This window comes from Hydrogenophaga sp. (genome assembly GCF_051860785.1).
Taxonomy (GTDB): domain Bacteria; phylum Pseudomonadota; class Gammaproteobacteria; order Burkholderiales; family Burkholderiaceae_C; genus Hydrogenophaga.
Map to the genome: position 1 here is coordinate 44,002 of NZ_JBIMLB010000018.1, position 23,780 is coordinate 67,781.

Genomic DNA, 23,780 nt, shown 5'->3' on the forward strand with positions numbered 1-23,780 from the left:
GAAAAGAGAAACCCCACCATGTACGCCGTCAACGTCAGAGACCATTTCATGATCGCCCACAGCTTTCAGGGCGCCGTGTTCGGCCCCGCGCAGCGCATGCACGGTGCCACCTACGTGGTGGACCTGGAAATGCGCCGCGATGCACTCGATGCCGACGGCATCGTGGTCGACATCGGCCTGGCCACCCAGGTGCTGCGCGAGGAGCTCGCCGCACTCAACTTCCGCAACCTCGACGAAGCGCCCGAGTTCGCCGGCCGCAACACCACCACCGAATTTCTGGCGCGCGTCATCTTCGACCGCATCGCGGCGCGCATTGCGGCCGGCGCCATGGGCGCGCAAGCCCTGCCCACGGCGCAAGGGCCGGGTTTGCGCCAGATGCGCGTGACGCTGCACGAATCGCACGTGGCCTGGGCCGCGTTCGAGGGGAACCTGCCCGCGCACGCCGCATGAACTCACTGGCCTTTCTCATCCCGGGCGACTGGAACGTGCGCACCGGCGGCTACGGTTACGACCGGCGGCTGGTGCAGGCATTGAGGCAGGCGGGCTGGGCGGTGGACGTGCACCACCTGGTGGGCGATTGGCCATATCCCGGCGCTGCCGCCCGCTCGGCAGCCGCAGACCTGATCGCCTCGCTGGCAGACGGCCGCATGGTCGTGATCGACGGCCTTGCTGGGGCGGTGCTGGCCGACGAAGTGCGACCGCACGCCACTCGCCTGCGCTGGGTGGCGCTGGTGCACCACCCCTTGCACCTTGAAATCGGGCTGGACGAAACCGCCCGTTCTCGCCTGCGTCTGGCCGAAGCCGATGCCTTGCAACTGGTCCGGCAGGTGGTGGTGACGGGTGCCGCCACCGTGCAGGACCTCGAGGCCATGGGCGTGGCGTCTGCGCGCATCGCAGTGGTGGAACCGGGCACCGACCCCATACTGCCCAAGAACCGGTCACCGCGAGGAACAGGCCCGATTCAACTGCTGTGCGTGGCCACGCTCACGCCCCGCAAGGGCCACGCCTTTCTGCTGCAGGCACTCTCGGGCCTGGGCGAGCTGCCCTGGGAGCTGCACAACGTGGGCAGCACAACGCGCGACCCCGTCACCGCCGCTGCGCTCGTCGCGGCATCGGCGCCATGGGGCGCGCGCGTGCAGTGGCACGGTGAACTGACGGAGGCCGCTGTGCAGGCACGCTTCGCGGCAGCGGACGTTTTCGTGCTGCCTTCGCTGCATGAAGGCTACGGCATGGTGGTGGCCGAGGCGCTGGCCCACGGCCTGCCTGTGGTGGCCACGAACGCCGGCGCGCTGGCGCATACCTTGCCATCGCAGGCGGGCCTGCACGTGAACCCGGGCAACGCGCTCGCCTTGCGGGAGGCATTGGCCCGTGTGATCGAAGACACCCCGCTGCGAGAACAATTGGCTGCCGGTGCTAGAGACGCCGCGGCCCGGTTGCCCGACTGGCCCCGGCAAGCCGCGGCTTTCGCCCGCGTGCTGGAGCTGATGCCATGAGCGCCCGCCCGGCCGTTCCAAAGGGAGTTCGCGCCGCAGTGCGCAGCACGGAGGGTAGTCCAGTGAGCGTTGAAACCTTCAGCGCCGACTGGCTCGGGTTGCGCGAACCCTTCGATGCCGCCGCACGCGACGAAGCGGCCGCGCGCCTGCAGCTCGACGACCAACTGGCGGCGTTGCGTCCCCCATCCGGTACGCCCTGGCGCGTGATCGACCTGGCCTGCGGAACCGGCGCCAACCAGCGCTGGCTGGCGCCACGACTGCGAGGGCCGCAGCAATGGCTGATGGTGGACCACGACGATGCCTTGCTGCGCCGGATACCGGAGCCAGTGGAGGGCGTGTCCCTCGTGCGCCAGCGGCTGGATCTCATGGCCTCGCTGGAGGCGTTGCCCTGGCATGCCGCCCACCTCGTCACGGCTTCGGCCCTGCTCGACCTGGTGGGCACGGCGTGGCTGCATCGGCTGGTGACTGCCTGTGCTTCGGCGCGTGTGCCGTTGCTGCTCTCGCTCAGCGTCGATGGGCGCCACATCTGGACGCCTGCGGATCCCGGGGATGCCGAAGTCGGAGCGCTGTTCGCCGCGCATCAGCGGCGCGACAAGGGTTTTGGTCCTGCGCTCGGCGCGCAGGCCGTCGCCACGCTGCTGCCCGCCCTGCGCCACGCGGGCTACCGCGTGCGGCAAGCGCGCAGCGACTGGCAGGTGGACACAAGCCAGCTGCTGGAGAGCCTGATCGACGGCATGGCCGAAGCCGCCCTGGAGCAGGCGCCCCTCCGGACGGTCGCGTCGCGTGGCTGGCAGGGTCGACGACGGTCGCTGGTGACGCAGACCCGTCTGCGCGTTGGGCATGCGGACGTGCTGGCCTGGCCCGTCAGGACCTGAGACCCAGGTCCCACAGCATGTCGTCGCCCAGCCGCAGCGTGCGTGCGGGTGGGCGGGGGCATTCGACCATCACATCGCTTGCAGGGACCTGCAGGCCGCGCCTGCCGCTGCCGATCAACACCGGGGCGACCACCAGATGCAACCGGTCCAGCGCGTTTGCGCCGAAGAAGCGCGAGACGGTGACACCGCCGCCTTCCACGAACAGCAGCCGCAGCCCGTGCCGGCCGAGGGCTTCGACAGCGCGTTCGGCCCGGTAGCAGGCGGTGGGGTTGCTCTCATCCAACAGGCCCTCCACCGCGAGCACCTGCACAGAGTCGGGGGCACCCTGCAGGCGCTGGCGAGCGGTCTCGGCATGGCGCGCGTCGCACACCCACAGGCTGGGCGACTGGCCGTCGCGGAACACGCGCGAGCGACCGTCGAGCCGTGCGCGCGAATCCATCACCACGCGCACGGGCGCAGGGCCGGGCACGCGCCGTGTGGTGAGTTGCGGGTCGTCGGTGGCCACGGTGCGGGCGCCCACCACGACGGCGTCGCACAGCGCGCGCAGGCGGTGCAGGTGCAGCAGGCCGTGTGCACCATTGACGTAGTAGGAATCGCCGGTGGCGGTGGCCACGAAACCGTCCAGGCTCTGGCCAAGTTGCGCCACCACCCAAGGGGACCGGTCGTTGCGCACGCGGGCGTCGAGCATCGGCTTGTAAGCGGTGAACAACTCGCGGCTGCGAGTGCTGCACTCGCCTTGCAACACCCAGCCGTGTGCGGTGGTGTGCCGCAGCAGCGGGGGGCATCCGCCCTCGCGGGCCTGCAGCATCTGCAGCCACAGAACGGGCCAGTCCGAAGGAATGTCTGCCAAGGCCCCGGAGGTGACCTCGGGCGGTGGGGTGAGCAACTCGGGCGTCGGCATGGGCGGCATCATCGCATCGCGCTGCCGCCGTGGCCTCAATGACCGGAATAGCCCTTGGTTTGACAAACAGCCACGTCGCGATTCATTTCCACTTCGGCGTGTAGTAGGGGTCGTCTTGCTCTGCCGCCTCACCCCTCGCGTCGGGGGCGGTGGGAGCCAAGGAAGCCTGAGCGTAAGCGATGGTCAAGCCGGCGAGCAACAGCGGCAGCAGCGAGGCCGGCGTGACCGATGCCGATCGCCATGCCCACAGACTGGCCACACCTGCCACGCTGCCGACCATGAGCGCGAGCTGCGCGAGCAGCAACGAGCCACCCAGGGCGGCCCACACCGCCAGCGCCACGGCCAGGGCTGTGATCAGCGCGGTGACCAGGAAGCCGCTCCTGCGCCCCAAGACCTGGGTTCCGGGTGCTTTCAACGCGACAGCCAGCGCCGCCACGACCAGCCCCGCCAGCGCGATCCAGGGCAGGGTCTGCGCACGCGAACTGGCAGGCCAGTCGAAGCCCGGCCAGAAGGCCATGGCGAGCACCAGGCCGAGCGCCGCACCCAGCGAGCTCCAGCGCGTACCGGCCCATCGCAGCAGCGCGATGCCCGCCACGGCGAGCAGCAAAGGCAGCACAAGGCTCTGGAAAGCGGGGTGTTGAAGGAAGGACATCGTGTGCGGCAGACGGGTGGCACATCATCGCACCAGCGGCCATTTCCGGGGCATACACTGCGTTTCCCACGAACCCGAGTCGCCACCATGTATATGCCGCCCCAGTTCGCCGCGAAAGACGCGGCCATCGCGCGTGAGCTCATGCGCGCCCACCCGTTCGCCAGCCTTATCAGCACCGACGACGAAGGCCTGCCGTTCGTGACCCACCTGCCGTTGCACCTCGTGGAAGAGGGCGATGAACTCGTGCTGCTCGGCCATGTGGCGCGGCCCAACCCCCACGCGAAATACCTGTTCGACCGGCCCAGGGCCGTGGTCACGTTCATGGGGCCGCATGCCTACATGACCCCGCGCGTCTACCCCGACCTCGCCCGGGTGCCCACCTGGAACTACCTGGCGGTTCACTGCACCGTGCAGGCCACCCCCGTGGACAGCTTCGAGGACAAGGACCGCCTGCTCAAGCACCTGATCCACGACCACGATCCCGCCTATGCCGACCAGTGGCGCGGCCTGGAGGAGGATTTCCAGCAAAAGCTGATGCGCGGCATCGTGGCCTTCGAGCTGCGTGTCATGGAGCTGCAGTGCAAGCTCAAGATCAACCAGCACCGCCCCGAATCGCATGGGGCCCTGCACGCCGCCTATGCCTCGGGCAGCCCGGACGAGCAGGCCCTGGCCGGGTGGATGCGCCGCCTGGGCCTGGGCGTGTGACGCTGAACAACACCGGGATGGACGGGAAAAATCCCATTCCTTACACTGCAACACGGTGAACTTTGCCCCAAGCGGGCGGTCCACCCCCGGTCCTCGTTCCAGATGAGTTTCCCGCCCAACATGCCCATCCGTTCCCTGCGATCTGCCCTGCACCTGCCCCTGGTTGTCGCCGGCCTCCTGGCCACCGGCTTCCTGGCACCCACACGCGCCCAGGACGCCAGGCCGCCCGAGCTCGCGCTGGCAGCGGTGGACGCGCGCTGGCACGCCAGCCTGGAAGCCTTCGCCGCAGCCGACCTGCGCCAGGCACCGCAGCCCGGTGGCGTGCTGTTCGTGGGCAGTTCCTCGATCCGGCTCTGGAACGACCTGGAGACCAGCTTCTCCGACCAGCCGGTGGTGATCAAGCGGGGTTTTGGTGGTTCTCAACTGCTCGACTGCGTGAAGCTGGTCAACCGCCTGGTGCTGCCCTACAAGCCCCGCATGGTGGTGGTCTACGCGGGCGAGAACGACATTGCCGAAGGCGCCACACCCCAGCAGGTGCTGGAACGCTTCACCGCTTTCGTGCAGGCGGTCAAGGCCGATCTGCCCGGCAGCCGCATTGCCTATGTGTCGATCAAACCCAGCCCCTTGCGCGCCGGTCTCATGCCGCAGGTGCGCGAGGCCAACGAGCTGATCCAGACCTACAGTCAGACCGAGCCGCAGCTCGACTTCATCGACGTGTATTCGCTCATGCTCGATGCCAGTGGGCAACCCCGTGCGGAGTTGTTCTCCAGCGACCGCCTGCACATGAATGCCGAAGGCTATGCCCTCTGGCGAAGTGTCATTGCATCGCGCCTGAAAGTGTGATGTCGCGCGGCGTTTGCGCCTTGCGCATGCGCCGCTCAGCCAGCCGCCGATCGTGCGCCAGCGACAGCCTGGCCACCACCCACAGCGCGTAAAAGCTCACAAACAGAATCAGCAGGTCCACAGACCACGGCCGTCCAGGGCGGGCAGCACCGAAAAACGCCAGGGCCAGCAAGGCCAGCACGAGGTGGGCGCAGAACACCGGCAAGGCGGCCTTGCCCATGGTTTCCAGCGCCCGCCAGCGCGGCAGATGCCGTTGGAGGAAGGGCGCGAAATGCATGGCGAGCAGCAAGAGCGCCAGCAGATTGATCAGCCGCAACGGGCCGAGCTGCCATTTGTCGAACATCAGGTTCACACCGGGGTTGCCCGGCAGCGGCGTCTGGCCCACGGCATGGCGCCAGACGAAGGTCGCCAAGGCAAATGCCAGCGCCAGCAGCACCATCGCGCGGGGAAAGCGCACAGGTTCGTGGTCGGGCTGGCTGTGCGTTGCGCCCATCCACAAGCCCAGCACCCAGAGAAACTGCCAGGCGAAGATCTCGAAGGCGCCCAGGTCCTGGTAGCGCAGGGGCATGTTGAACCAGCCGGTGGCCATGTGGAAAAGCGTTGGCCCCAGACCGAACTGCGCGCCCAGCCATACCGCGAGACTCAGCAGCAGGACGCCGCGCCAGCCGTGCTCCAGGCCGTGCAGCAGGATGACGGGGCTGATCAGCATGAAGATGATGTAGATCGGCAGGATGTCCAGCAGCGCTGGGCTGTAGAGCAACAGGCTCGCACTCACCATGGCCACCACCGGTTTTTCGAGAAAGAAGCCCAGCAGCCCGGTGATCGAGTCCTCGCGGCTGACCAGACCGATCCCGGCAATGATGGTGAACGCAAACAGCAGCAGCGCGAGCTGGCAGGCGTAGAGCTTCAGGGCCCGGTTGAAGAAAGCCGACTTCATGGCGTCTTCACCCTGGCGGTACGCCTTGTCGCTGTAGACGATGCCCGCCATGTAGGCCGACAGCAGCACGAAACCCTCGGCCGCCGACACGAAACCCAGAGGCTGCCCCGCCGGGTCCGACACCCGCGTGGGCAGGTGGGTCAAGGTCATCAGCACGAGCATCAGGCCCCGCAGGGCGTCGAGCTCCCACCGACGCTCGCTCTGGCTCATGGGCGTGGCTCCGAGGTGGTATCAGGTGATCGTGCCGGTTTGTGGCTGTAAGTTCCCATGGCCCGACTGTGAACCCAGCCCAACTCGGCGTTCGTGCGCTTGCACACCCAGGGCCACCAGAAACAGGCCGGCGAACGCGGCGACCAGCAGCACCACATCCGTCGTCCAGGGCCGGATGACCTGCGTGGAGCCGAAAAAGGCGAGGGTGATCAGCGCCATCACGATGTGAGCGCAGAAAACCGGGAGCGAGTGCCTTCCCAGCAACTCCAGCGGCAAGGGGCGCGGCAGCACCTTCAGCAGCCAGGGGCCGGCCCAGACCAGCAGCACGAACACGCTGGCGAAGTTCATCACGCGCATGGGCCCGAGTGACCACTTGTCAAGCAGCAGGCCCACCGCCTGCACGCCTGGCATCGGGGCCTGGCCTGCCATGTGGCGCCACAGCAGCATGCCCAGCGCGTAGAAGGCGGCCAGCACCAGCAGCCAGCTCGGGAAACGCGGCAACGGCTGCTGCCGCGCGCCCAGCCAGAGGCCTGTCACCCACAACGCCTGCCAGGCCAGCCAGTGGAAGGCGCCCGTTTCGCCGTAAGGAATGGGCAGGCCACTGAGCGCTGCAATCTGTTCATGCACGGCTTGGCCGAAGCCCCATTGCTCACCCAACCAGAGCAGGGCACTGACGGCCAGCACGCCGCGCCAACCCTGCCGCAGACCCCGGCGCAACAGCCAGGGGCTCACCAGCATCAGCACGATGTACATCGGCAGGATGTCCAGCAACGGCGGGTTGTGCAGGAGCAGGGCGGCGCCCACCACAGAGGTGCGGGGATCGATGAAGAAGAACTCCAGCAGGCCGGTCACGCCTCCCTGCTGGTTGCGCACGCCCAGCCAGGCGATGAGCGTGAAGGCCAGCAGCAACAGGCCGAGCTGGCACAGGTAGAGCTTGAGCGCGCGTTCGTGGAAGGCCACCTGCATGGCGGGCCATCCATCGCGCCGCGCACGGCCTCCGTAGACCTTGCCGGCCATGAAGGCGGAGAGGAACACGAAGCCCTCGGCCGCCGAGACGAAGCCGAACGGCTGGCCCGACGGCAACGAGAACATCGTTGGCATGTGGGTCAGCGTCATCAGGACGAGCATGAGGCCGCGCAGGGCATCCAGCTCCCAGCGGCGTGGTGGCATGGGAAAAGATCAGGGTTTACCAGAACAACCCGCGATCATGCCAGAGGGCAGGCGTCCTCCGAGCCCTGACCTACACTCACGCGCATGTCTTTTTCCACGCCCGCCGACGAGGCCTTCATGCGCCTGGCCCTGGCCGAGGCCCGCGCGGCGGCCGAGGCGGGTGAAGTGCCGGTGGGAGCCGTGGTGGTGAAGGATGGGCAGGTCATTGCCAGCGGTCGCAACGCGCCCATCGAAGGGCAGGACCCCACGGCACACGCCGAAATCGTCGCCCTGCGCGCGGCCGCGCAGGCGCTGGGCAACTACCGGCTCGACGGCTGCACGCTCTACGTGACGCTGGAGCCCTGCGCCATGTGCAGCGGGGCCATGCTGCACGCGCGGCTGGCGCGCGTGGTGTTTGGCGCGACGGATCCCAAGACCGGCGCGGCCGGCTCGGTGCTGGACCTGTTTTCCCAGCCACGACTGAACCACCAGACGCAGGTGGAGGGTGGTGTGCTGGCGGGCGAATGCGCCAGTCTGCTGCGCGAATTCTTCAAGGAGCGCCGTGTGAATGCCCATCCCTTGCGCGAAGACGCGCTGCGTGCACCCGATGAGCGCTTCGAGTCGCTGCCCGGCTACCCGTGGTCACCGCACTACCTGAGCGATCTCCCCTCGCTCAACGGACTGCGCCTGCACTACCTCGATGAAGGCACCGCGAACCCACCCCTCACCTGGCTCTGCCTGCACGGCAACCCGGCCTGGAGCTACCTCTATCGCAAGATGATCCCGACATTCGCGGCTGCTGGTGGCCGCGTGGTGGCGCCCGATCTCATTGGCTTCGGACGCAGCGACAAGCCCAAGAAGGAGGGCGCCCACCACTTCAGCTGGCACCGGCAGGTGCTGCTCGAATTCGTCGAACGACTGGACTTGCAGAACGTGGTGCTGGTGGTGCAGGACTGGGGTGGACTGCTCGGCCTCACGCTGCCCATGGAAGCGCCGTCGCGCTACCGGGGCCTGCTGGTGATGAACACCACGCTGGCCACCGGCGATGCGCCGCTTTCCCCAGGCTTCCTGGCCTGGCGCACCATGTGCGCGCAAAACCCCGATTTCAACGTGGCGCGCCTGTTTGCACGCGGCAACCCGCAGATGAGCGCAGCCGAGTGCGAAGCCTACGAGGCACCGTTCCCGGACCGCGGCCATCGTGCCGCGCTGCGCGCCTTTCCCGCGCTGGTGCCCGAGCACCTCGACGACGAGGGAGCGGACGTCTCGCGCCGTGCGCGCGATTTCTGGCGAAACGAGTGGAGCGGGCAGAGCCTGATGGCGATCGGCCAGCAGGATCCCGTGCTCGGCGAACCGGTGATGCGCGCGCTGCAAAGCCAGATCCGCGGCTGTCCCGAGCCGATGTTGCTGCCGCAGGCGGGCCACTTCGCCCAGGAGCACGGCGAGGCGATTGCGCAGGCGGCGGTGCGCCATTTCTCCACGGGATAATCCAGGCCAACATGAGCCATATCTACATCTATTCCCCCTCCAGCGCCGTGCGCGACAAGGCCGCTTTCCGGCGCGGCGTGGCCCGACTCAAGGCCCTGGGTCATGAGGTGGAGCTGGACGAGGCGGTGCTGAAGAGCCACATGCGCTTTGCCGGGGACGACGAAACCCGCCTGGCCGCCATCGGCCGAGCGGCCGCCAGCGAAGCCGACGTAGCCCTGATCTCGCGCGGCGGCTACGGGCTCACCCGCATCCTGGGTGACCTGCCGTTCAAGCCCATCACCAAGGCCATCGAACGCGGCACGCAGTTTGTGGGCCTGAGCGATTTCACCGCCCTGCAAATGGCCTTGCTCGCCAGGACCGGCGGCATCACCTGGGCGGGCCCTGCGCTGGGCGAGGACTTCGGTGCAGAAACGCCCGACGACATCATGGAAGCCTGTTTCGACGATCTGCTGGTTGGCCACGGCGAAGGCGCGGGCTGGACGCTGCCGGCAGCCGATGCTGTGAAAGACGCCGTGCTGCGCGTGCGCGGCGCCACGCTGTGGGGCGGCAACCTCAACGTCATCTGCTCGCTGGTGGGCACGCCGCATCTGCCCGTGGTGAAGGGCGGCATCCTCTTTCTGGAAGACACCAACGAACACCCCTACCGCATCGAGCGACAGCTCACGCAACTCGTGAACGCCGGCATCGTCGGTCAACAGAAGGCGGTGTTGCTGGGCTCGTTCAACCGCTTCAAGCTGGTGCCGGGCTACGACCGGGGATTCAACCTCAAGCGGGTGGTGGATTGGCTGCGCACGCAGACGAAAACACCGGTGTTCACTGGCCTGCCGTTCGGCCACGTTCAAACCAAAGTGCTGCTGCCCGTAGGCCGCAAGGTCCACCTGCTGGTGGACGGGCGCGATGCCCTTGTTTTCTGGGGGTGAGGCTAGCGCCTCATTCGGCAGGAGTCCATCAGGCTCTTCGGAACGAGCCCCTGGAAGACGGGTGACAGGCTCTGCACCCGGTGCACAGCCAGCGCCTCGCCGTGCAACTGGCTCAGCACAGCCACCATCTCGGCACGAGCGAACCAGAGGGCATGTGCATCGTGCAGGTACTTGAGCTTGCGGGTGAGTTGTGGATTGACCTTGGCGCCTTCTTCCCCGAGCGCGGCCAGCATCGCTTCACGAACGGGCTCCAGAGCCTCGGTCGAGTCCTTGCGCAGTTCGGGGCTCAGAAGCGCCGAAATGCTGTTGCGGATACCGGGTTTGAACCAGCGCATGGGAATGGCCTCAACGACTTTGTACTAATTGGATACAGGATACGTCCCGTTTCCTGGGTTGTGCAATGACATATTTTGCATCAAAGTCGAAAAACAACAGATAAATCAAATGTTTACAGGGGGTTTCTGAGATTGAGGCTGAAGTATGTAATACCTTTTTATGCGCGCGCACCCAGGGTTCATGCGTTTTCAGGGTGAAAAAAAGGCGCGTGTCAAGCCGCCATACAGGGTATGGAAAGGGGTCTCGCTAGCTCTCAGAATACCGGGGGCGGTGTGTTGTAATTCAGCGCTTATTCCCCCGACCCTATGGCAGAACTGACCATTGCTTTTGTCGACTTGACCGGCAGCGTCTCCGTGTTTGAAACACTGGGTAACGATCGCGCCACGAAGGCCGTGACCAAGCTGACTCAATGGATCGGCACCATCGGCGTGGAAAACGGCGGCAAGGTCGTGAAAATGCTGGGCGATGGGGTGCTTCTGTCGTTCTCGAACAACCGCAATGCGGTTGAAAGCATGGTGCAGATCCAGCAGGAACACGCCAAGCGCGTGGCCCAGTGGCCGAACCGGCTCAAGCTGATGATGCAGATCGGCATGGCACGCGGGCAGGTGGTGGTGGTCGATGGCGACTGTTTCGGTGACGCCGTCAATGTGGCGTCCCGTCTGAGCGATCTGGCCGGCCCCGAGCAGATCATGGCCACCGACACCGTGATCCGCAAACTGGGGCCCCGCAATGGTGTGCGCAGCCGCAGCCTGGGACCCATGCGCATCAAGGGCAGGGTGGAGCCCTGCGAGGTGTTCCGCGTGGAATGGCAGCCCGAGATGCTGTCCGAATTCCTGACCTTGCCGGCCGACCTGCATGCGCTGAACAACTCCACCGAATCGATGTTCGGCGGGATCGAACTCGCCTGGCTCGACTCCACGCATGCCTTCAACATCACGGACCTGCCGTTGAAGATCGGGCGTGTGCCCGAGGCCGATTTCATCGTGAGCGACCCGCGCGTGTCGCGCCTGCACGCGGCCATCGACATCCGCTCGGGCAACTACGTGCTGGAAGACATCAGCAGCTATGGCACCTGGGTGCGCTTCGCGGGGGGCGACAACGTCATTTCGCTGCGCCGCCAGGAATGCCTGCTGCACAGCGATGGCGAGATCGCCATGGGCGCGCCCTTCAGCGACTTCAGCGCACCCACCGTGAGCTTCAAGTTGGTGGATGGCACCCTTTCCCTCGGTCACGGCATGATCCGCAAGTAGCCCTGGCAGTTACCACAACAAACGCTTCGGACGGGCACGCCAGTCTCGGGGCGACGCAGGAGACAACCCGTGCGCTGGATTCGACGATTGGCCGCCCTGCTGGGCTTCGTGCTGGTGCTGCTGGTGGCATTGGCGGCGTTTTACGTGCAACGCAGCCTGCCCCAGATGTCGGGCTCACTCGCACTGCCGGGGCTTTCTGCGCCGGTGAAGGTGCAGCGCGATGCCAGCGACGTGACCCACATCCTGGCCAGCCGCCCCACCGACGCCTGGATGGCCATGGGCTACGTGCACGCGCAGGAGCGGGGTTGGCAACTGGAGTTCAACCGCCGCGTCATGCGGGGCCAGCTCTCTGAAGTGCTGGGTCCGGCCACGCTGGAGACCGACCGGCTCATGCGCACGCTGGGCATCCGCGAGGCTGCGCGCGCCCAGTTCGACGGTCTGCCGCCCGAGGCGAAGGAGGCTGTGAAAGCCTACAGCGCAGGCATCAACGCCTTTTTTGCCCAGGGTGGCCAGTCGCTCTCGCCCGAATTCCTGCTGCTGGGCATCGATCCTTCCGAGGAAGCGCGCGCAGGCACCTGGTGGGATCCGCTGGACAGCCTGGGCTGGTCGATCATGATGGCGCTGGACCTCGGGGGCAACTGGGGCAACGAATTCGCGCGCCTCTCCGCGCTCAAGGTGCTCGACACCAAGGCGCTGTGGGAATTGTTCCCACCGTACCCGGGCGAGCAGCCTGCAGCATCGGCGGATCTCGCAACCCTGTACAAGGATCTGGGCGTGTACCGCGCCACACCCGTGACCACCAGCGCCGCGCCACAGGCGTCGCCGGCAGAAGGTCTGCGCGAAACGTTTCTGGCCCGCATTGGCGCCGACCTGCAGCTCTGGACGCAAGGCCTGGGCGATGTGGAAGGCAAGGGCTCCAACAACTGGGTGGTGGCCGGCTCGCGCAGCGCCACTGGCAAGCCGTTGCTGGCCAACGACCCGCACCTGGGCCTGAGCGCACCAGCCATCTGGTACTTCGCGAGGCTGCAGGCACCGGCGGCCGACGGCATTCCTGGCATGGACGTGATTGGCGCCACCTTGCCGGGCACGCCCTTCGTGGTGCTGGGCCGCACGGCCGAGGTGGCCTGGGGCTTCACGAACACCGGCCCCGATGTGCAGGACCTCTACCTGGAGCAGATCAATCCTGCGAACCCGATGCAGTACCGCGTGCCCGGCGCCGGCAGTGAGCCGGCGTGGGCCGCCTTCAATACGCGCTCGGAAACCATTCGTGTGAAGGGTCAGATGGACGTGATCCACACGGTGCGCAGCACGCGCCACGGCCCGGTGCTCAGCGATGCCCAGGCGCAACACGCGCAAGTGCTCGACACCACCCGTTTCGTGCTGTCCCTGCGCTGGACGGCGCTGGATGCGGACAACCGCAATGTGGTGGCCACCATGAAGTCCAACCAGGCGAGCTCGGTGCCGGAACTGGTGGAGGCCATGCGCGAATTCCACGCGCCGATGCAGAACGTGGTGATGGCCGACCGCAGTGGTCGCATCCAGTACAAGGCGGTGGGCAAGATCCCGCTGCGCTCGCCGGCCAACGACATCCGGGGCGTGGCGCCCGCGCCCGGCTGGGACGCACGCTACGACTGGGCCGGCTGGCTGCCGTTCGAGGACACCCCGCAGGACGACGGTGCTCGTGGCTGGATCGCCACCGCCAACCAGCGCATCCACGGCCCCGACTACCCGCACTTCCTCACACAGGACTGGGCCGCACCGTATCGCCAGGAACGCATTGAAGCGCTGCTAGAGAAAACACCCAGCCACAGCGTCGAGTCTTTCCAGGCCATGCACGCGGACCAGCTCTCGCAAGCCACACTGCGCCTGCTGCCATTCCTGCAGAAAACCACGTCGGACCACCCTCTGGCCGCCGCCGCTCAAGCTGCATTGAAGGACTTCGATGGCGTCATGAGCGCGGACCGTGCCGCACCGTTGATCTACTCAGCCTGGGCCGATTCGTTCACTCGCCGCGTGGTTGGCGAGCGCCTGGGCAAGGAGCGCTTCGAGGCCATGTACGGCAAGCGGCTGTTCCGCAACACCATGGAAGGCATTCTGGAGCGCGACGACGCCAGCTGGTGTGGCACGGCAGGTTGCGCTGCAGCCAGCAGCGCCGCCCTGGCCGATGCGCTGGAGCGCCTGCAGAAGGTGCACGGTGCCGACGTGTCGGCCTGGCGCTGGGGCAAGGCGCATCCTGCGATCTCGATCCACCGGCCGCTCAGCAACGTGAAGCCGCTCGCGCATTTCTTCGAGGTGCGAACCCCCACCGGCGGCGACCCGTTCACCGTGAACGTGGGCCAGTACCACCTGGACAAGCTGGACGCGCCGTACGCCAACCGCCACGCCGCCAGCCTGCGCGCCATCTACGACCTGGCCAACCTCGAGAACTCTCGCTTCATCTACCAGACCGGGCAGAGCGGCAACGTGTTTTCCAGCCGCTACCGCGACATGAGCGAGACCTGGGTGGGTGTGCAATACCGGGCCCTGACGATGAACCCGGCGGAGTGGACGTCGACGCTGACGCTCAGCCCCTGACGGTCATTTGAGATTCCCGGAGAGGAACTGCGTCAGGCGCTCGCTCTTGGGGCGGGCGAGCACCTCGGCCGGCACGCCCTGTTCTTCGATGCAGCCTTTGTGCAGGAAGATGAGGTGCGAGGACACCTCGCGCGCAAAGCCCATCTCGTGCGTGACCACCACCATGGTGCGGCCTTCCTCGGCCAGCAGCTTCATCACGCGCAGCACTTCGCCCACCAGTTCGGGATCGAGCGCGCTGGTGGGCTCGTCGAACAGCATCACGTCGGGCTCCACCGCCAGCGCACGTGCGATCGCCACGCGCTGCTGCTGGCCACCGCTCATGTGCGAGGGGTAACGGTCTTCCACGCCGTGCAGGCCCACGCGCTCGAGGTAACGGCGCGCCGTCTCCACGGCCTTGTCCTTCGGGATGCCGAGCACATGCACCGGCGCCTCGATGATGTTCTGCAGCACCGTCATGTGGGCCCAGAGGTTGAAGTGCTGGAACACCATGGCGAGTTTGGTGCGCAGGCGCTGCAACTGCGCGGCGTTCACGGCGCGCAGTTCGCCGTGGCGATCAGCCTTGAGCTGCAGTTCCTCACCGCCCAGCACGATGCGCCCCGTGTTCGGGTGCTCCAGCAGGTTGATGCAACGCAGCAGCGTGCTCTTCCCGGAACCCGAGCTGCCGATCAGGCTGATCACATCCCCCGCACGGGCCTGCAGCGACACGCCCTTGAGCACCTCGTTGTCGCCAAACCGTTTGTGGATGTCGTGTACTTCCAGCAGCGGACGGGCGGATGGGCGGGAAGTGGGGATTTCGGTGGTCATGGGAACGGCCAGGGTTTGGGGTCGTGATTCAGGCGCCAAGCAGGTTGCCCGAACGGAACGGGGTGGCGCCGGCGATCTTGCCCACCTCGCCGCCGGCGACCACGTAACGTTCGCGCACCGTGGCGTACAGCACGCCGGCGACCTCGGCGCGCACCGGGTGCACGCGCGCCTGTTCCGGCGTCGTGGGGTCAATCACTTCGGCCACCACGTCGCCCACCGCGAGCCGGGCACCGGGTGCGGCCAGAAAGACCAGCACGCCGGGCACCGGCGAATGCAGGGTCTGCGAGCCCGACAGCGGCGTGGGCGTGCAGGGCAGGGCAGGAAGAACAGGTGGATTCGGGCAGAAGACCACGCCGCTGTGCTCGAGGAATGAGAGCAGGGCCTGGGCATCCTGGCGGGCCAGCGCATGAGAGACATTGGCTTCGCCACGCAACTCCACGGTGGTGCTCGCGCAGCCCTGGGGTAGAGGCACCTGCACGCCCGCGGCCTTGAGGCGATCGGCCAGTTGCCACCACAGGCCGGAGAGGCGCTCGTCGAACGGTCCGCCGCCGGATTCGCGCGCCAGCAGCACAGCCCGGCAACCCAGCAGACGGGCCAGCGGCTCCAGTGGCGGCCAGCAGGCCTCCTCGCTGTAGAGGTGCATCACGGATTCGCAGTCGCAGTGCAGGTCCAACACCAGGTCGGCGTCGTGTGAGAGCCGCAGCAGCTGTCGACGCAGCCCTTCGAGCTCGCTCGAAGGTTGCCAGGACTTGAGCCACTGACCGACCAGCGTGCGAACCGTCGCCACGTTGGCCTGAGCGTCCTGCCCGAGCTGCTTGATGGCATCGGCCAGCACAGCCTCTGCCAGGTCAGGGTAGTGGCGGTTGAAGTTCTGCGCCGTGTCGAACTCGAAGCGGCCCATGGCCTTGTGGTCCAGGCGCTGCGCCAGGCCGATCGGGTTGGCCACCGGCACCAGCACCACCTGCCCGCTGATGCGGCCGTCGGCTTCGGCGGCCTGCAGGTGTTCGCGCAGATGGTGTGCCACCAGCATGCCGGGCAACTCCTCGGCGTGCAGGCTGGCCTGGATATAGACCTTGGGGCGGGCGTCTGGCGAACCGAAATGGAAGCTGACCAGCGTCTTCTGGCTGCCAAGGCTCGGGCTGGGTAGGGGGTGTTCGATGCGTTGCATGGGTCCAGGCGGCGGGTGCGAGCAGCTTAATGTGCTCGCGGAGCCAGGTGGGCCAGGAAACGGCGCTCCGCCAGCTTGAACATGCCCACCAGGCTGAACGTGATGGTGAGGTAAATCCCCGCAGCAAACAAGTAGGCCTCGAACGGCAGGTAGAAATCCGAATAGATGCGGCTGGCGGCGGCGGTCACGTCCAGCATCGCCGGCACCGTGCTGGCCAGGCTGGTGGCGTGCAGCATCATCACCACTTCGTTGCTGTAGGCCGGCAAAGTGCGCCGCAGCGCACTCGGCAACACGATGCGGCGCAGCGCCTGGCTGCGGCTCATGCCCATGGCCTGTGCCGCCTCGACCTCACCAGGCGCGGTCTCGCGGATGGCGCCCGCAATCATCTCCGCGGTGTAGCCCGCGGTGTTCAGGCTGAAAGCCAGCAGGGCGCAGAAAAACGGCTCCTTGAAATGCGTCCAGGGCCAGATGTCGTTCCAGCGCGCCTGGATCCAGTCGAGCTGGGCCAGGCCGTAGTAGATGAGGTAGAGCTGAATGAGCAGCGGTGTGCCGCGAATCACATAGGTGTAGGCCCCGACCAGCCAGCGCAGCGGCGCGATGGAACTGGTGAGCGCCAGCGCAAACAGCAGCGCCAGCACCGCACCGACGCCCAGCGACGACAGCAGCAACCACAACGTGGTGATCAGGCCCTCGCCGTACATGGCAAGGGAGGTGGGACGAAAAATGACTTCCCAGTTCATGCCCGCGCCCGCTTCACACCCATGCTGAAGCGGCGGTCCAGCCATCGCAACGCCCACAGCGAGACCGTGGTGTAGACCAGGAACAGTGCCGCCGCGAAGAGGAAATAGGTGAACGGCTCACGCGTGGCCGCGCTGGCCTGCTTGGCGAGATACGTCATCTCGTGCAGGCCGATCAGGCTGACCAGCGCCGTGGCCTTGATCAGCACCAGCCAGTTGTTGGTGAAGCCGGGGAGGGCATAACGCACCATCTGCGGTGCGGTGATGCGCACGAAGGTGCGCAGCGGGCTCATGCCGAATGCCCAGCCCGCTTCCATCTGGCCTTTGGGAATGGAAAGGATGGCGCCGCGGAAGGTCTCCGTCATGTAGGCGCCGTAAATGAAGCCGATGGTGAGCATGCCCGCCAGAAACGGGTTGATGTCCACGGTGGCGCGGCTGCCCGTCGCCGCGATCAGATGGTTCAGACCGATGGTGCCGCCGTAGAAGATCAGCAGCATCAGCACCAGTTCGGGGACGCCCCGCACCAGCGTGGTGTAGACCGTGGCCAGCCCCACGAGGATGGGACGACCCGAAAGCTTGGCACTCGCTCCCAGCAGACCCAGCAGGATGGCCACCACCAGGGCGGCCAGCGAGACGCCCACCGTGAGGAGGGCGCCCTGCAGGATCGAGGCGTGGTAGCCGGTCAAGGCGCCGCGCTTTTAGTTGCCGTAGACGTCGAAGTCGAAGTACTTCTTGCTCACCGTCTCGTAGACGCCGTTGCTTCGAATGGCCTTGATGGCGGCGTTGAGTTCGTCCTTGAGCGCCGTCTCACCCTTGCGCAGAGCCACGCCGACGCCGGTGCCGTAGTACTTGGCCTCGTTCAGGACGGGGCCCACGAAGCCGTAACCCGCGCCTTCGGGCTTGCTCAGGAAACCACCGTTGACCTCCACCTGGTCGGCCACCGTGCCATCCAGACGGCCGGACTTGATGTCCAGGTAGACCTGGTCCTGGGCTTCGTAAGGCACGATGCTGGCACCTGCGGGCTTGAGCTCACCCATGGCGTATTTCTCTTGCGTGCTGCCTTTGAGCACGCCGATCTTCTTGCCCTTGAGCGACGCCAGGTCGGTGAACGGCGTACCGGTTTTCACCACGATGCGGCTGGGCGTGAAATAGTATTTGTCGGTGAAATCCACCACCTGCTGGCGCTCTTCGGTGATCGACATCGAGCTGATGATGACGTCGTACTTCTTGGCCTGCAGGCCCGGGATCATGCTGTCCCAGACCTGTTCGACGTAGACGCACTTGCGCTTGATCTCGTTGCACAGCGCTTCGGCGATGTCGACGTCGAAGCCAGTGGGCTTGCCGTCGGCGGTCTTGAAGGTGAAAGGTTCGTAGGTCGGGTCGATCGCGACCTTGAGCTCAGGCATGGCGGCTGGAGCCGGCGCAGGTGCGGCTGCCGGTGTGGCAGCGGGCGCGGGCGTTTCGGTCTTGCCGCAGCCCACGAGGACTGCCGCACCAACGAGGCTGAGGGACAGGAGGACGTGTTTCATGAAGATCTTTCGCAGGCCGGCCTTGAAGGCGACCCAATGGTTGATTGCAGGCGATGGATTGTAGGTGCAGGGTAACGAAGCGCAGGGAGATGGTCAGCAGTGTTTGCCCTGAACGCGCCGCCTTGGGGACAGGGGTTTGTCAGCAAGTTCCAGGCCGAGTTCATCGCTTGTTTAACTATACATAATATACATCGTAGAAACTCAATGAACCCAGACTTCCCAGCCCTCACGACTAACATCGGCATCAGTTTCCCCCAACCACCACAAGGCATCGCCATGGCATCTCAAGCTTCCCCCAGGATCGCGCTGGTCACAGGCGCAGGCAGCGGCATCGGCCGCAGCGTCGCACTCGGTCTGTTGCAGGATGGATTCCACGTCGTGCTGACCGGACGGCGACCCGAACCGCTGGCCGCGGTGGCCGAATCGGCCCGGGTCGCGGGTCAGCAAGCTTTGGCGATTCCTGCGGATGTTCGAGATCCAGACAGTGTGCAGGCCCTGTTTGACGACATCGAGCGGCGTTTCGGCCGGTTGGACCTGCTGTTCAACAACGCGGGCGTCAACGCACCCGCCGTTCCCATGGACGAGTTGCCTGTCGAGCGTTGGAAAGACGTGATCGACACCAACGTCACGGGCGTGTTCCTGTGTGCACGCGCGGCCTTCGGACTGATGCGGCGGCAAAACCCGCAAGGCGGCCGCATCATCAACAACGGCTCCATTTCCGCCCACGCGCCCCGCCCCTTCAGCAGCCCTTACACCGCCAGCAAACACGCGGTGCTCGGCCTGACCAAGACCATCGCCCTGGACGGGCGGGATTTCAACATCGTGTGCAGCCAGATCGACATCGGGAACGCGTTGACGGAGTTGTCCGCACGCATGACCCAGGGCGTGCGCCAGGCCAATGGAACGATGGCCACCGAGCCGATGATGGACGTGGAGCACGTGGCACAGGCGGTGCGCTACATGGCCGGGCTGCCGCTCTCGACCAATGTCCTGAACATGACCGTGATGGCCAGTCAGATGCCTTTCGTGGGTCGGGGATAGAAAAAGGGGCCCGAGGCCCCCTTTTTCAGTCTTCGACGAAGGCTTCCTCGCGCTTCTTCTTGATCGATGGCAGGAGCACGATGATCAAGAGCACCGCCGCAGCAGCCAGCAGGGAAGCCGAGATTGGGCGAGTGACGAACACCGACCAGTCACCGCGGGAGATCAGCATGGCGCGGCGCAGGTACTCCTCCATCATCGGCCCCAGGATGAGGCCAAGCAGCAGCGGCGCCGGCTCGCAGCCCAGTTTGATGAAGAGGTAGCCGATGAAGCCGAACATCGCCACCATCCAGATATCGAAGCTGTTGTTGTTGGTCGAGTAGACGCCGATGGCACAGAACAGCACGATGGCCGGGAACAGCCAGCGGTACGGCACGGTGAGCAGCTTGACCCACAGACCAATGAGCGGGAGGTTCAGGATCACCAGCATCAGGTTGCCGATCCACATGGAAGCAATCAGACCCCAGAACAGTTCCGGGTTGGAGGTCATCACCTGCGGGCCGGGCTGGATGTTGTGGATGGTCATGGCACCGACCATCAGCGCCATCACGGCATTGGGTGGAATGCCCAGGGTGAGCAGTGGGATGAAGGAGGTTTGCGAGCCTGCGTTGTTGGCCGCTTCGGGCGATGCCACGCCGCGGATGTTGCCTTTGCCGAACGGCACTTCACCGGGCTTGAGCTTGGTTTTCTTCTCGATCGTGTAAGCAGCAAACGACGACAGCAGCGCACCGCCACCAGGCAGGATGCCCAGCACCGAACCGAGGGCCGTGCCGCGCAGCACGGCGGGTGCCATGCGCTTGAAGTCTTCTGCCGTGGGCATGAGGCCGGTCACCTTGCCGGTGAACACTTCACGCTTTTCCTCGTCCTGCGACAGGTTGCTGATGATTTCACCGTAACCGAAGATACCCATGGCAATCACCACGAAGCTGATGCCGTCGGTGAGTTCGGGGATGTCGAAGCTGAACCGCGCCACGCCGGAGTTCACGTCGGTGCCCACCAGGCCGATGAGCAGACCGAGCACGATCATGGCCAGCGCCTTGATCAGCGAACCCGAGGCCAGCACCACCGCACCGATCAGGCCCAGCACCATGAGCGCGAAATACTCCGCCGGGCCGAAGCTCAGGGCCACCTCGGTCAGGGGCGGCGCGAAGGCCGCCAGCACCAGCGTACCCACGCAGCCAGCGAAGAAGGAGCCCAGCGCTGCAGCCGAAAGGGCCGGCCCCGCCCTGCCCTTGCGTGCCATCTGGTGGCCGTCGATCACAGTCACCACCGAGGACGACTCACCGGGCAGGTTGACCAGAATGGCGGTGGTGGAGCCGCCGTACTGCGCACCGTAGTAAATGCCTGCGAGCATGATCAGCGCGGCCACAGGCGGCAGGCCATAGGTGGCAGGCAGCAACATGGCAATGGTGGCCAGCGGGCCGATGCCTGGCAACACCCCGATCAGCGTGCCCAGCAGGCAGCCGATGAAGGCGTACATCAGGTTTTGCAGGGTGAAGGCGACGCCGAAGCCCAGCGCCAGGTGGTCGTAGAGTTCCATCATGATGTGTGCAGCCTTGGATCAGGAATTCAGGAACGCAGGCCACACGGGGAACTGCAAGTTGAGCATGTACACGAACCCGCCATAGCTGGCTACGGCCAGGATGGTGGCGAGAATCACCGATTCTTTCAGGTTGTGCTTGGGGCGCGCCATGCCGGCGATGATCACCAGTGCGTAGATCGCGACGATCAACCCCATCGCCGGAAAACCGATCGAGGGCAGGCCCACCAACAAGGCACCGAAGGCCAGGTTGGCGCCGAGGATGTAGCCGAGTGGGCGCCAAGCAAAAGCACCGACAGGATCGCCATCAGGCGCCTTGCTGCGGAACGAGAGCACCGTGATCAGGATGCCGAGAGCGGCGAGCAGGATGCCAAGCAACAGCGGGAAGTAGCCCGGACCCATTCGGGACGCAGTCCCGACCGTGAAGCTGGTCGCACCGACGGCAAAGGAAATGCCGACGATGGTGAACATGAGTCCTGAAAAAAAGTCTTTCTGGCTGGCGAGCTTCACAGCGTCTCCTCAATTTGTGGGTATCGGGGGGCGATTGTGATGCGTGGGCCTGGATGAACCAATGTGGATTACACCTACTTGTGGTTACCACTTGCCCCGCGGCTGCTTTGCACGCACGAAAGCGGCAATGATTTCCGCGGCTTCAGCCCGGTTGGCGCCCTGAGCGAAATCGATGGCGCTCAAACCCTTCTGGTTTTTCAGCAGCGGGTCGGCACCCTCTTCCAGCAGCAACTTGACCACGCCCGGGTTGCCATAGTGCGCGGCCATCATCAGGGGCGTGGTGCGGTTGGGCGACTCGGCATCGATGTAGGCGTGGTTCTCGAGCAGCAGGCGCACCATGGCGGGGCTCTCGGCACCGGCGTAAGTGGCGGCGTAGTGCAGCGGTGTCCAGCCGGTCTTGTTGACCTCGGCCTTGCGCTCGATCAGACGGCGCGCCATGGTCAGGCGACCTTTCAGCGCAGCCATCATCAAAGGCGTTTCGCCCTTTTCGCTGATGACGTTCACATTCACCTTGCTCTGTCCGACCAGAAAGTCGGCGGCAGCGGCTGCGTCATCGCGCAGTGCCAGGTACAGAGGGTGCTCGCCAGCGGCATTGCGGGTGTTCAGGTCGAAGCCTCGCCGGGCGAGGTTCTGGATAGCGGCGACATCGTCGCGCTTGATGGCGATAAAAAAATCGTCGAACGAGCTCGACCAGGCGGTGTGGCCCAGCAGGCTGGCACCTAGGACAACGCATTTGATGACAGTACGTTTTTTCATGAATCTCATGTATTGCTTGAGGTTTTGTCAGGTTCTCAAACAGTAAGAACCCGTCCGAAAAGACGCTCGAAATTGCGGCTGGTCGCCTCCGCCACGGCGTCCACCTCCAGTCCCCGGATCTCCGCGATCTGTCTTGCCACCCAGGGCACCAGGGCGGGGGAATTGGTCTTGCCTCGGTGCGGCACCGGTGCCAGGTAGGGGCTGTCGGTTTCAATCAGCATGCGATCCAGAGGCACGAATCGGGCCACCTCGCGCAGGTCGGCCGCGTTGCGGAAAGTCAGGATGCCGGAGAAGGAGATGTAGAACCCCAGATCGAGCGCGGCGCGGGCCACGGACATGGTTTCGGTGAAGCAGTGAAATACGCCCCGGGAGGGCGCCCCATCCGAGGCCACAACGGAGGTCGAGGAGCCCAGCCCTCCCTCTTCCCGCAGGATCGCCAGCGTGTCCTCCGATGCGCTGCGGGTGTGAATCACCAGGGGCAGGTCGGTGAGCCGACCCGCGCGGATGTGGGTTCGGTAGCGATCGCGCTGCCAGGCCATGTCGGCCACGCTGCGCTCGCCCAGCCTGTAGTAGTCCAGTCCTGTCTCGCCGATGCCCACCACCCTGGGCCGCGCTGCCCTGGCCAGCAGGTCGTCCAGGGAAGGTTCCTGCAGGCCTTCGGTGTCGGGATGCACGCCCACCGTGGCCCACAGATGAGGATGCTCGTGGGCCAGCCGGTACACGTCCTCGAATTCCTCCAGGGTGGTGCAGATGCAAAGGGCTCGCTCGACCTGGGCTTGCGCCATGGCTTTCAGGATGTCGGGCAACTGCTCCCGCAATTCGGGAAAGCTCAAATGGCAATGGGAATCGGTGAACATGCGGAATCGCGAATTCGAAAAGGGCAGCAAAAAGCCGATGGGACACGCATTGTGCGCCGCATCGGCTTTGCGATAACCGCCGCCAGGGCGGATCAGAGCGTCTGGGTGGCCTTGTCCGAGCCCAGGTTGGCGCCCAGGATTTCCTCGATCTTGAGCTTGAGCTGGCGCGATTTCTCATCGGACGGGAACCGGATCCCCACGCCCTGGGTGCGCGCGCCCTGCGCCTTGGCCGGTGTCACCCAGGCCACCTTGCCGGCCACCGGGTAGCGCTGCGGGTCGTCGGGCAGGCTCAGGAGCACGTACACGTCATCGCCCAGGCGGTATTCGCGCGCCGAGGGAATGAAGATGCCGCCGTCGGCGAACAACGGGATGTAAGCGGCATACAACGCAGCCTTCTCCTTGATGGAGAGCTGGATCACGCTCGGTCGCGCGGCAGCGGCCGATGGAGAAGGGTTGGTGCTCATGGGAGGCAGTTTAGCGGCAATCGTGGCGTGCGCAGTGGCTTCAGAGC

Annotated in this window: 25 protein-coding genes; 10 read left to right on the plus strand and 15 right to left on the minus strand. The window is 65.7% G+C overall.

All coding sequences use genetic code 11. The features are described from left to right. The first annotated feature begins 18 nt into the window (after positions 1-18). The 3 genes from ACTIF6_RS20070 (at position 19) to ACTIF6_RS20080 (ending at position 2,368) form a co-directional block, all read left to right on the plus strand. Positions 19-450: a 6-pyruvoyl trahydropterin synthase family protein gene (locus ACTIF6_RS20070; RefSeq protein WP_439589702.1), complete on the plus strand. Its 432-nt coding sequence runs from the start codon at positions 19-21 to the stop codon at positions 448-450. Next, entirely contained in the window at positions 447-1,493 is a 1,047-nt protein-coding gene (locus ACTIF6_RS20075; RefSeq protein WP_439589703.1) for a glycosyltransferase family 4 protein, read from the plus strand. The genes ACTIF6_RS20070 and ACTIF6_RS20075 overlap by 4 nt, the downstream gene beginning before the upstream one ends. A 62-nt stretch (positions 1,494-1,555) precedes the next feature. Then, positions 1,556-2,368, plus strand: coding sequence for a hypothetical protein (locus tag ACTIF6_RS20080; protein WP_439589704.1), 813 nt, complete (start codon positions 1,556-1,558; stop codon positions 2,366-2,368). Here ACTIF6_RS20080 and ACTIF6_RS20085 read toward each other — a convergent pair. Together ACTIF6_RS20085 and ACTIF6_RS20090 are read right to left on the minus strand one after the other, a co-directional pair. After that, positions 2,358-3,269 carry a RibD family protein gene (locus tag ACTIF6_RS20085; RefSeq protein WP_439589705.1) on the minus strand — a complete coding sequence of 304 codons (912 nt, stop codon included), beginning with the start codon at positions 3,267-3,269 and terminating at the stop codon, positions 2,358-2,360. The two genes, ACTIF6_RS20080 and ACTIF6_RS20085, sit on opposite strands and share 11 nt — an antisense overlap. A gap of 82 nt (positions 3,270-3,351) precedes the next feature. Then, positions 3,352-3,921 carry a hypothetical protein gene (locus ACTIF6_RS20090; protein WP_439589706.1) on the minus strand — a complete coding sequence of 190 codons (570 nt, stop codon included), beginning with the start codon at positions 3,919-3,921 and terminating at the stop codon, positions 3,352-3,354. 87 nt (positions 3,922-4,008) lie between these two features. Here ACTIF6_RS20090 and ACTIF6_RS20095 point away from each other — a divergent pair, with 87 nt between their 5' ends. Both ACTIF6_RS20095 and ACTIF6_RS20100 read left to right on the plus strand, forming a co-directional pair. Continuing rightward, the gene (locus ACTIF6_RS20095) at positions 4,009-4,626 is read left to right on the plus strand and encodes an FMN-binding negative transcriptional regulator (RefSeq protein ID WP_439589707.1); all 618 of its coding nucleotides are present in this window, start codon (positions 4,009-4,011) and stop codon (positions 4,624-4,626) included. A 120-nt stretch (positions 4,627-4,746) separates the two neighbouring features. Beyond that, positions 4,747-5,469, plus strand: coding sequence for an SGNH/GDSL hydrolase family protein (locus ACTIF6_RS20100; RefSeq protein WP_439589708.1), 723 nt, complete (start codon positions 4,747-4,749; stop codon positions 5,467-5,469). On the opposite strand, the gene opgC (ACTIF6_RS20105) is transcribed toward ACTIF6_RS20100, so the two are convergent. Together opgC (ACTIF6_RS20105) and opgC (ACTIF6_RS20110) are read right to left on the minus strand one after the other, a co-directional pair. Further along, positions 5,444-6,616 carry an OpgC domain-containing protein gene (gene opgC, locus ACTIF6_RS20105; protein WP_439589709.1) on the minus strand — a complete coding sequence of 391 codons (1,173 nt, stop codon included), beginning with the start codon at positions 6,614-6,616 and terminating at the stop codon, positions 5,444-5,446. The genes ACTIF6_RS20100 and opgC (ACTIF6_RS20105) overlap by 26 nt on opposite strands. Before the next feature lie 21 nt (positions 6,617-6,637). Next, on the minus strand, positions 6,638-7,786 hold the full coding sequence (gene opgC, locus ACTIF6_RS20110; RefSeq protein WP_439589710.1) for an OpgC domain-containing protein: 1,149 nt from the start codon (positions 7,784-7,786) through the stop codon (positions 6,638-6,640). A gap of 84 nt (positions 7,787-7,870) precedes the next feature. Between opgC (ACTIF6_RS20110) and tadA the strand changes: the two genes are divergently transcribed. Together tadA and ACTIF6_RS20120 are read left to right on the plus strand one after the other, a co-directional pair. Further along, positions 7,871-9,250 carry a tRNA adenosine(34) deaminase TadA gene (gene tadA, locus ACTIF6_RS20115; protein ID WP_439589711.1) on the plus strand — a complete coding sequence of 460 codons (1,380 nt, stop codon included), beginning with the start codon at positions 7,871-7,873 and terminating at the stop codon, positions 9,248-9,250. Between the two features lie 11 nt (positions 9,251-9,261). Beyond that, positions 9,262-10,170, plus strand: coding sequence for an LD-carboxypeptidase (locus tag ACTIF6_RS20120; RefSeq protein WP_439589712.1), 909 nt, complete (start codon positions 9,262-9,264; stop codon positions 10,168-10,170). 2 nt (positions 10,171-10,172) lie between these two features. Here the strand turns inward: ACTIF6_RS20120 and ACTIF6_RS20125 are convergent, their stop codons facing one another. Next, entirely contained in the window at positions 10,173-10,505 is a 333-nt protein-coding gene (locus ACTIF6_RS20125; protein WP_439589713.1) for a hypothetical protein, read from the minus strand. Between the two features lie 306 nt (positions 10,506-10,811). On the opposite strand from ACTIF6_RS20125, the gene ACTIF6_RS20130 reads away from it, so the two are divergent. Together ACTIF6_RS20130 and ACTIF6_RS20135 are read left to right on the plus strand one after the other, a co-directional pair. Continuing rightward, a complete protein-coding gene (locus ACTIF6_RS20130) occupies positions 10,812-11,756 on the plus strand; it encodes an FHA domain-containing protein (protein ID WP_439589714.1) in 945 nt (314 codons plus the stop codon). Between the two features lie 69 nt (positions 11,757-11,825). Further along, positions 11,826-14,330 (plus strand): penicillin acylase family protein, encoded by a 2,505-nt coding sequence (locus ACTIF6_RS20135; protein WP_439589715.1) that lies wholly within the window; start codon positions 11,826-11,828, stop codon positions 14,328-14,330. A gap of 3 nt (positions 14,331-14,333) precedes the next feature. On the opposite strand, the gene ACTIF6_RS20140 is transcribed toward ACTIF6_RS20135, so the two are convergent. Genes ACTIF6_RS20140 through ACTIF6_RS20160 form a run of 5 tightly spaced genes read right to left on the minus strand, consistent with a single transcriptional unit; the run spans position 14,334 to position 18,568 of the window. Further along, the gene (locus ACTIF6_RS20140; RefSeq protein WP_439589716.1) at positions 14,334-15,134 is read right to left on the minus strand and encodes an ABC transporter ATP-binding protein; all 801 of its coding nucleotides are present in this window, start codon (positions 15,132-15,134) and stop codon (positions 14,334-14,336) included. A gap of 28 nt (positions 15,135-15,162) precedes the next feature. After that, positions 15,163-16,302 (minus strand): succinylglutamate desuccinylase/aspartoacylase family protein, encoded by a 1,140-nt coding sequence (locus ACTIF6_RS20145; protein WP_439589717.1) that lies wholly within the window; start codon positions 16,300-16,302, stop codon positions 15,163-15,165. A gap of 26 nt (positions 16,303-16,328) precedes the next feature. Continuing rightward, positions 16,329-17,042: an ABC transporter permease gene (locus ACTIF6_RS20150; RefSeq protein WP_439589718.1), complete on the minus strand. Its 714-nt coding sequence runs from the start codon at positions 17,040-17,042 to the stop codon at positions 16,329-16,331. Further along, a complete protein-coding gene (locus tag ACTIF6_RS20155) occupies positions 17,039-17,725 on the minus strand; it encodes an ABC transporter permease (protein WP_439589719.1) in 687 nt (228 codons plus the stop codon). The genes ACTIF6_RS20150 and ACTIF6_RS20155 overlap by 4 nt, the downstream gene beginning before the upstream one ends. A gap of 12 nt (positions 17,726-17,737) precedes the next feature. Continuing rightward, positions 17,738-18,568, minus strand: coding sequence for an ABC transporter substrate-binding protein (locus ACTIF6_RS20160; protein ID WP_439589720.1), 831 nt, complete (start codon positions 18,566-18,568; stop codon positions 17,738-17,740). 276 nt (positions 18,569-18,844) lie between these two features. Here ACTIF6_RS20160 and ACTIF6_RS20165 point away from each other — a divergent pair, with 276 nt between their 5' ends. Continuing rightward, the gene (locus ACTIF6_RS20165) at positions 18,845-19,609 is read left to right on the plus strand and encodes an SDR family oxidoreductase (protein ID WP_439589764.1); all 765 of its coding nucleotides are present in this window, start codon (positions 18,845-18,847) and stop codon (positions 19,607-19,609) included. A 25-nt stretch (positions 19,610-19,634) separates the two neighbouring features. On the opposite strand, the gene ACTIF6_RS20170 is transcribed toward ACTIF6_RS20165, so the two are convergent. From ACTIF6_RS20170 to ACTIF6_RS20190, 5 genes are all read right to left on the minus strand, one after another. Continuing rightward, a complete protein-coding gene (locus ACTIF6_RS20170; RefSeq protein WP_439589765.1) occupies positions 19,635-21,146 on the minus strand; it encodes a tripartite tricarboxylate transporter permease in 1,512 nt (503 codons plus the stop codon). A 21-nt stretch (positions 21,147-21,167) separates the two neighbouring features. Next, positions 21,168-21,656, minus strand: a complete 489-nt coding sequence (locus ACTIF6_RS20175; RefSeq protein ID WP_439589721.1) for a tripartite tricarboxylate transporter TctB family protein — start codon at positions 21,654-21,656, stop codon at positions 21,168-21,170. Positions 21,657-21,740: 84 nt separating this feature from the next. Beyond that, positions 21,741-22,412 (minus strand): ankyrin repeat domain-containing protein, encoded by a 672-nt coding sequence (locus ACTIF6_RS20180; protein ID WP_439589722.1) that lies wholly within the window; start codon positions 22,410-22,412, stop codon positions 21,741-21,743. Positions 22,413-22,447: 35 nt separating this feature from the next. After that, complete coding sequence (locus ACTIF6_RS20185; protein WP_439589723.1) at positions 22,448-23,269, minus strand: TatD family hydrolase; 822 nt, start codon at positions 23,267-23,269, stop codon at positions 22,448-22,450. A 92-nt stretch (positions 23,270-23,361) separates the two neighbouring features. Continuing rightward, complete coding sequence (locus ACTIF6_RS20190) at positions 23,362-23,733, minus strand: PilZ domain-containing protein (RefSeq protein ID WP_439589724.1); 372 nt, start codon at positions 23,731-23,733, stop codon at positions 23,362-23,364. Positions 23,734-23,780: the final 47 nt, after the last annotated feature.

Bases quoted from the DNA above. Each gene is read 5' to 3' on its own strand.
- ACTIF6_RS20070 (WP_439589702.1), top strand. From the start codon at position 19: ATGTACGCCGTCAACGTCAGAGACCATTTCATGATCGCCCACAGCTTT.
- ACTIF6_RS20075 (WP_439589703.1), top strand. From the start codon at position 447: ATGAACTCACTGGCCTTTCTCATCCCGGGCGACTGGAACGTGCGCACC.
- ACTIF6_RS20085 (WP_439589705.1), bottom strand. From the start codon at position 3,269: ATGCCGACGCCCGAGTTGCTCACCCCACCGCCCGAGGTCACCTCCGGG.
- ACTIF6_RS20090 (WP_439589706.1), bottom strand. From the start codon at position 3,921: ATGTCCTTCCTTCAACACCCCGCTTTCCAGAGCCTTGTGCTGCCTTTG.
- ACTIF6_RS20095 (WP_439589707.1), top strand. From the start codon at position 4,009: ATGTATATGCCGCCCCAGTTCGCCGCGAAAGACGCGGCCATCGCGCGT.
- ACTIF6_RS20100 (WP_439589708.1), top strand. From the start codon at position 4,747: ATGCCCATCCGTTCCCTGCGATCTGCCCTGCACCTGCCCCTGGTTGTC.
- opgC (WP_439589709.1), bottom strand. From the start codon at position 6,616: ATGAGCCAGAGCGAGCGTCGGTGGGAGCTCGACGCCCTGCGGGGCCTG.
- opgC (WP_439589710.1), bottom strand. From the start codon at position 7,786: ATGCCACCACGCCGCTGGGAGCTGGATGCCCTGCGCGGCCTCATGCTC.
- tadA (WP_439589711.1), top strand. From the start codon at position 7,871: ATGTCTTTTTCCACGCCCGCCGACGAGGCCTTCATGCGCCTGGCCCTG.
- ACTIF6_RS20120 (WP_439589712.1), top strand. From the start codon at position 9,262: ATGAGCCATATCTACATCTATTCCCCCTCCAGCGCCGTGCGCGACAAG.
- ACTIF6_RS20125 (WP_439589713.1), bottom strand. From the start codon at position 10,505: ATGCGCTGGTTCAAACCCGGTATCCGCAACAGCATTTCGGCGCTTCTG.
- ACTIF6_RS20130 (WP_439589714.1), top strand. From the start codon at position 10,812: ATGGCAGAACTGACCATTGCTTTTGTCGACTTGACCGGCAGCGTCTCC.
- ACTIF6_RS20140 (WP_439589716.1), bottom strand. From the start codon at position 15,134: ATGACCACCGAAATCCCCACTTCCCGCCCATCCGCCCGTCCGCTGCTG.
- ACTIF6_RS20145 (WP_439589717.1), bottom strand. From the start codon at position 16,302: ATGCAACGCATCGAACACCCCCTACCCAGCCCGAGCCTTGGCAGCCAG.
- ACTIF6_RS20150 (WP_439589718.1), bottom strand. From the start codon at position 17,042: ATGAACTGGGAAGTCATTTTTCGTCCCACCTCCCTTGCCATGTACGGC.
- ACTIF6_RS20160 (WP_439589720.1), bottom strand. From the start codon at position 18,568: ATGAAACACGTCCTCCTGTCCCTCAGCCTCGTTGGTGCGGCAGTCCTC.
- ACTIF6_RS20165 (WP_439589764.1), top strand. From the start codon at position 18,845: ATGGCATCTCAAGCTTCCCCCAGGATCGCGCTGGTCACAGGCGCAGGC.
- ACTIF6_RS20170 (WP_439589765.1), bottom strand. From the start codon at position 21,146: ATGGAACTCTACGACCACCTGGCGCTGGGCTTCGGCGTCGCCTTCACC.
- ACTIF6_RS20180 (WP_439589722.1), bottom strand. From the start codon at position 22,412: ATGAAAAAACGTACTGTCATCAAATGCGTTGTCCTAGGTGCCAGCCTG.
- ACTIF6_RS20185 (WP_439589723.1), bottom strand. From the start codon at position 23,269: ATGTTCACCGATTCCCATTGCCATTTGAGCTTTCCCGAATTGCGGGAG.
- ACTIF6_RS20190 (WP_439589724.1), bottom strand. From the start codon at position 23,733: ATGAGCACCAACCCTTCTCCATCGGCCGCTGCCGCGCGACCGAGCGTG.